General features: G+C 65.0%; 7 protein-coding genes. 3 read left to right on the top strand and 4 right to left on the bottom strand.

Features of this window, described 5'->3' with window-relative positions; all coding sequences use genetic code 11:
- Together H8B02_RS15310 and H8B02_RS15305 are read right to left on the bottom strand one after the other, a co-directional pair.
- The coding region (locus tag H8B02_RS15310; protein WP_229166998.1) for a hypothetical protein at positions 1–497 on the bottom strand (497 nt) is incomplete at its 3' end.
- The gene (locus H8B02_RS15305) at positions 497–1,066 is read right to left on the bottom strand and encodes a sigma-70 family RNA polymerase sigma factor (protein ID WP_229166997.1); all 570 of its coding nucleotides are present in this window, start codon (positions 1,064–1,066) and stop codon (positions 497–499) included. The genes H8B02_RS15310 and H8B02_RS15305, both read right to left, overlap by 1 nt.
- Positions 1,067–1,484: 418 nt before the next feature.
- On the opposite strand from H8B02_RS15305, the gene H8B02_RS15300 reads away from it, so the two are divergent.
- Both H8B02_RS15300 and H8B02_RS15295 read left to right on the top strand, forming a co-directional pair.
- Complete coding sequence (locus tag H8B02_RS15300) at positions 1,485–2,633, top strand: GGDEF domain-containing protein (protein ID WP_229166996.1); 1,149 nt, start codon at positions 1,485–1,487, stop codon at positions 2,631–2,633.
- A gap of 60 nt (positions 2,634–2,693) precedes the next feature.
- Positions 2,694–3,800, top strand: coding sequence for a DUF2336 domain-containing protein (locus H8B02_RS15295; protein WP_229166995.1), 1,107 nt, complete (start codon positions 2,694–2,696; stop codon positions 3,798–3,800).
- Here the strand turns inward: H8B02_RS15295 and H8B02_RS15290 are convergent.
- Together H8B02_RS15290 and H8B02_RS15285 are read right to left on the bottom strand one after the other, a co-directional pair.
- Positions 3,797–4,435, bottom strand: coding sequence for an NrsF family protein (locus tag H8B02_RS15290; RefSeq protein ID WP_229166994.1), 639 nt, complete (start codon positions 4,433–4,435; stop codon positions 3,797–3,799). The two genes, H8B02_RS15295 and H8B02_RS15290, sit on opposite strands and share 4 nt — an antisense overlap.
- A gap of 2 nt (positions 4,436–4,437) precedes the next feature.
- On the bottom strand, positions 4,438–4,983 hold the full coding sequence (locus tag H8B02_RS15285; protein WP_229166993.1) for a sigma-70 family RNA polymerase sigma factor: 546 nt from the start codon (positions 4,981–4,983) through the stop codon (positions 4,438–4,440).
- 327 nt (positions 4,984–5,310) lie between these two features.
- On the opposite strand from H8B02_RS15285, the gene H8B02_RS15280 reads away from it, so the two are divergent.
- Positions 5,311–5,994 (top strand): hypothetical protein, encoded by a 684-nt coding sequence (locus H8B02_RS15280; protein ID WP_229166992.1) that lies wholly within the window; start codon positions 5,311–5,313, stop codon positions 5,992–5,994.
- The last annotated feature ends 6 nt before the right edge of the window (positions 5,995–6,000 follow it).

Here is a 6,000-nt window from a genome sequence, read left to right as displayed (position 1 = left end):
CTGGGTGCGACGGCCGCGCTCGGTGCGCTGGGGGCGCTGCGTTGTTCGGCGGCATCAAGCGAGGCGGTCTGGAACGAGGCCGGCTCGCTGCGCATCAGCACCGCACCGATCACGCCCGCCTGCAACAGCACCACAAGCGCACCGAGGCTGGACGACCAGGCCAGCGTCCGCGGCGACAATTTCGAAAAGAACTCCGAGACGGAGGCCGACATGCGCGCACCCGCCGACGGCTTGCGCTCCGGCTCGGCATCGATCGCGGCAAACAGCTTCTGCATGGCACGCGCAGACGGCGCACCGAGGCTCTCGTTGAGGCCGATGGTCTCGGCATATTCCTCGCGGATGACGGCATACTGCCTGGCCAGATCCGGATCGGAAGCGAGTGCGTCCTCGACGCGGCGCGCGTCACGCGCGTTCAGCGTGCCGGCCGCATGCCAAGGCAGCAGCATCTCGACATCGTCAGGATCTTGACCCTGCACTTTCTTGTTGCTCGCAGCCATCATGGCCAACCTCGCTCGACACCGGCTGCCTTCAGCAACTCGGCAAGTTTCTTGCGCGCATAAAACAGGCGCGTCTTCACGGTGTTCTCCGGAATCCCGACGATCTCTGCGACGTCTTCCACGGATTTCTCGTGATAGTAGACAAGATCGACAATTTCCCGGTGTTCCGCCGATAGTCCCGTCAGGCACTTACGCAGCGTGTCACCCGTGTCCTTCTTCTGCACCACCGTTTCCGGATCGTCGGACGTGTCCTCGATCGCGTTCGCGGCCTCATCGTCCAGTTCGGCGTCCTTCCTTCGCCGCAGCGAAGACAACGCCTTGAACCGGGTAATCGCCAGAAGCCAGGTCGAAACGGCGGATCGTCCCTCGAATTTGCCCGCCTGACGCCACACGTCCAGAAAGACCTCGCTAATGAGATCCTCCGCCACCTGTTCGTTCCGCACGAGCCGAAGCCCGAAGCGGTACACCCTGACATGATGCCGTCCGTATAGCACCTGCATGGCGAGCCGGTCGCCTTGAGCGATCCGAGCGATCAGAACCTCGTCTGAAGCCGCCTGTGTCGCACTCAATGGCCGTCTCGCAAAGTTGGTCTGAGGGGGGTGGTGCGTGGTTCGACGCGAGAGGCAAGATTCTTCACAATACGGCAATGTCCTGACCGCATGTGTGATCTATGACACAGTCGACGATCCCAATGAGCAAAAATCGCCGGAGACTCGGTAAGCGGTATCATAATAGTGAAAACTCTCGCGGACTCGCACCACCCGGCGCGACCATACCAAGGCTTTGCCGGCAAGCCAGCGCTGTCGCCAAGCGGGCGCGGCCGGAAGCCCCCGTCCCGACCGCTTCCGACCCGCCTCCGTGAACGGATTCCCCTTACGAAACAAGGGTGATGACCGGGTTTCACCGGAGCAGATTCGGTTCCAAAAGATACCAAACCTAAAGGCTTTCCCACTTAGATTTTCGCCGGATTTCAGCAATGGCGAGACCATGGGCAGCGCTGCGTCGTCACTTCCCAGCCCGATCGCGGGTGCATCGGAAAGCGGCCGTCCCAGGCTGACACGCGAGCGCCTGGCGCGCCGGGCCGGGCAGCGCCGCCAGATCCAGTCGATGATCGCCGCCTGCTTCGTCCTCGATGCCGTCGTGCTGCTGATCTACGCGCATGCCGGCACCACGTCGGTCCTGGTGGCGGCGGGCTATGCCCTGACCGGCCTCTCCCTCGTCGCCATCTATGTGCTGCTTTCGGAGCGCGGCTTTCACGAGCGCTTCCGCGACCACTACCTGGTCGCGCCGCAATCGGCCGTCAACATGGTGAACCTGCTCGTGTTCACCTACATCGCGCCGGAAGTCGGCGTGCTGTTCCTCTGCAACCTGTTCGTGGTGTTCGGCTTCGGTGCGCTGCGTACCTCGGCGCGCCAGACCGCTGTTGTCTGGACCATCATGGTGCTGGGCCTCGCCGCGCTGTTCCTCGGAACCGACAAGGCGATCGGGATGCCGACCGGCACCAGGATCGACCGCCTCGCCACCATGCTGGTGTTCGCGCTGACGATCGGGCGCTGCATGTATCTCGGCATCTTCTCGAGCTCGATGCAGCAATCGCTGTATCAGAGCGGCGTCAAGCTGAAGGAGGCCTACCGGCGCATCGAGGAGCTCGCCGAACTCGACGAGTTGACCGGCACCTCCAATCGCCGCAGCATCATGCGCACGCTCGAGGAGGAGATCGCACGCTGCGCCCGCAACGGCAGCTCCTGCGCGGTGGCGCTGATCGACCTCGACCATTTCAAGCGCATCAACGACGTCTACGGCCATCCGATCGGCGACGAAGCGCTGCGCACCTTCGCCATCGGGATGTTCGCCAATCTCCGCAGCATCGATCGCTTCGGCCGTTACGGCGGCGAGGAATTCCTGCTGGTGCTGCCCGACCTGTCGCAGGATCAGGCGATGCGCGCGCTCGAGCGGCTGCGCGCGATCATCGCCGGTCTCGACTGGAGCGCATTCTCGCCCGGCATGCAGGTGACGATCTCCGCAGGCGTCACGACGCTCAAGCCGCACGAAAACTCCGACACATTACTCGCCCGCGCCGATGGCGCGCTTTACGCAGCCAAGGCCAGGGGACGCAACCGCATCGCCAGTGCCTGACATCCTTTTTTTCCCTATTCGGCGCCGGAGAATCCGTCGCCACCGCTCCAGGACAGAGTCATGAGTTCGAAGCCCGAGACCGCCCCCGAAAGTCTGCTCGACGAGCTGCAGACGACGCTCGCGCACGGCACCGTCGCACGCCGGGTCGAGACGCTGCGCCGCGTGACCGACCTCTTCATCAACGGCTCGGTCAACTATTCGGACCAGCAGATCGTGCTGTTCGACGACGTTTTCCAATGCCTGCTCGAGCACATCGAAAACTCGGCCAAGGCGCTGCTCGCCAACCGCCTCGCCCCGATCGAGACCGCGCCGCCGCAGACCATCCGTACCCTTGCATTCGACGACCTGATCGAGGTCGCAGGCCCCGTGCTGACGCTGTCGCCGCGGCTCGACGACGACACCCTGATCGAAACGGCGCGCAGCAAGAGCCAGGCGCATCTGCTCGCGATCTCCAACCGGAAGACGCTGAGCGGCGCCGTCACCGACGTGCTGGTGCTGCGCGGCAACGACGAGGTGATCCAGAGCGCGGTCAACAATCCCGGCGCGGAATTCACCGAGCGCGGCTTCACCCGGCTGGTCAGCCGCGCCGAGGGCGACGACAATCTGTCGACCTGCGTCGGGCTCCGCCCAAGCATCCCGCGGCATCTCTATCTCAAGCTGGTCGCCAAGGCCTCGGACACGGTCAGGCAGCGGCTCGAGGCTGCCAATCCGCAGCAGGCCAAGGAGATTCCGATCGCGGTAAAGGAGGCGACGCGACGCGCGCGCTCGGCGCCCGCCGCCGTGACACCCGACACCACGATCGCGCATGCGCTGGTCAAGTCGCTCTACCAGGACGGCCGGCTCGACGAATTCCAGCTCGCAGCCTTCGCCGAGGCCGGCAAGTTCGACGAGACCAATGCCTCGCTTGCCGCGCTCGCCAACGTCTCGGTCAGCATCGCCGAGAACATGATGATCGAAACCCGTGCCGAGGGCGTGATGATCCTGGCCAAGGTCTCGGGCCTGTCATGGTCGACGGTGCGGTCGATCATCAATCTGCGCGACGGCATCTCGGGCGGTGAACCGACCGATTTGCAGGCCTGCAAGGACACCTATGAGCGGCTGCGGCCATCGACCGCGCAGCAGGTGCTGCGCTTCCATCGCATGCAGCAGTCCGCGCCCGCGGCCTAATATCGTAGCGCCCTCGCTCCCATCAGCGCGCCGACGCTTGCGACGATCGCGGTCGCCAGCGTGTACCAGGTGGCAACGAACAGCGGCGAGTCATCGGTGCAGTGCGACGCATAGACGGTGGCCGCGAGCCCTGCCGAGAGCAGGCCTGCCACCGCGCCCGCGACCGCCGGCCGCGCCGGTGCGCCCTGCCGGAGCCCGTACAGCGCGCCGACCAGCAGCGGCAGCGACATCGCGGGGATCGCGGTCATGCACGCCATCGAGTTCTTGCCGATCAGCCGCGTCATCATCGGCGTACGCTGCGGCATCATCATCTCGCCGCTGATCGCGGCAACGAGGATGCCGGCGGGAATCAGCAGCCACCAGCCGAAGCTGCGCAGCGAGGCTTCCGGCCGCGTCAGATGCAGGCTGACCGCGATCGCCGAGGCGGCGAGTGCCAGCGTCACCGCGAATTTCAAGTCGAAGAACGGATTATGCATCGCGGTCATCACGTCGGGCCGCACGCCGAGCTCGGCGAAGAAGATCAGCAGCGAGACCGGCGCCGCCGCCAGCAGCGCCATCATCAGCGCAAGACCGATCGGACGAGGCCGATAGGCATTGTCGGCGGCAAGGGTTCGAATGAGTTGATCCGTATCCATGCTCATCGGTCCCGTAGTTTCGCGGTCAGGCTCGCAAGCCCACGATGCAGCGCGACCCGCACCGCGCCCTCGGTCATCGAGAATTTCGCGGCGGTGTCCTTGATCGAGGTGCTGTCGACCGCAATCGATTGCAGCACGTCGCGCTGCCGCGCGGGCAACGCCTGCAACTGGGCGGTCACCTCGCCGGGCGAGGCCGTCGGCTCCGGTGTTTCCCCCGGCAGCGTCTCAGCGAAGTCATCGATATTGACGAAGATGCGCCTGCCGCGGCGGCGCAGCGCGTCGATCAGCTTGTTGCGCGCGATCGCGAACAGCCACGGCGCGAACGGCGCGCTCGTGTCCCAGGTCTGTCGCTTCAAATGCACCGCCAACAAGATGTCCTGCACGATGTCCTCGGACTGATCGACCGGTTGTCCCGCGCGCGCCAAGCCACGTCGCGCCGCGGCACGGAGTACCGGCGTGATGGCCTTGAGCAGGCGATGATACGCCGCGTCATCGCCTGAAATGGCCGACCGCATCAGGTCAGTCCATTCATCCTCACGTTCGCGCACGCAGGCTCCTGAATTGCAATTCGGCCGATCTTTCAGTTTGTTACGCGGCACGCCAAGGACATCACGAATTCGTGATAATCATCCTCAGGCAAGGCCGCGCCGAGGATCAGCCTCAAAGAATCGCTCCGGCGGGTTTGCAGACGGAAGGGCTCATAACACCGATCGGTCCGACACGCATCGGTGCAGCTGCTGCCGACGATCCACCGGGACGAAATTGCCCAGCTTTTGCCCTCTGATGCCCGAAGATTCCCTTTTTTTGCCCCGGTGTAGACACGCAGCGGGGTCTCATTTCGCGATCGGGACGGGCGAAATGGGGAGATCATCAGAATGAAGATCAAAGCCAGCAGGCGCTTGGCCTTGATGGTTGCGACAGGCCTGACAGGGTTCTTTGTGTGTCTCGCCGGACCGTTGCCGGCGCGTGCGGCCGGTTCGGATCCCGCGGCGGCGAAATCCGACAATGCTTCGACGGACAAGTCCGCGCAGCAGAGTTCACGGCAGGGCCGGCGCCATGCGCGCCACCAGTCTTCCAAGACGGCTGACAAGACCGCCGACAAATCCGAGAGCAAGAAGGCCGCGAGCGGTGCCGGCAGCGTGACGTCGGCGGGCATGCCCGCCACGGTCGCCAATGCCAATGCGGAGCTGACGTCCGGCGACGGCAACGCGAGCACCGCGCCCGCCAGCGTCAATCCGGTGATGGCCGCCTCCGACAAGCCCGGCGACACGCAACCCGACGGCAGCGTGGTCGCATCCGACCAGCTCAACGACCTCGACCGGGCCCTGCAGCAGGAGCAGCCGGCGGGACAACCGCAACCGGTTCAACCGCAGACCGCCCAGCAGGAGGCGCCCGTGGCGCAGACGCCGCCTGTCGCCGTAGCGGCACCCAAGCCGGCCCCGGTTCTGGCGAGCAGCGACAGCGCGAACTGGGACCAGACCTCGCTGATCGGGAAGATCTTCATCGGCTTCGGCGCCCTGCTCACGGTGGCCTCCGCGGCGCGCATGTTCATGGCCTAAGCCCGA

Source organism: Bradyrhizobium altum (genome assembly GCF_020889705.1).
In the GTDB taxonomy this organism is placed as follows: domain Bacteria; phylum Pseudomonadota; class Alphaproteobacteria; order Rhizobiales; family Xanthobacteraceae; genus Bradyrhizobium; species Bradyrhizobium altum.
This window is presented reverse-complemented; position numbering and strand designations above follow the sequence as displayed.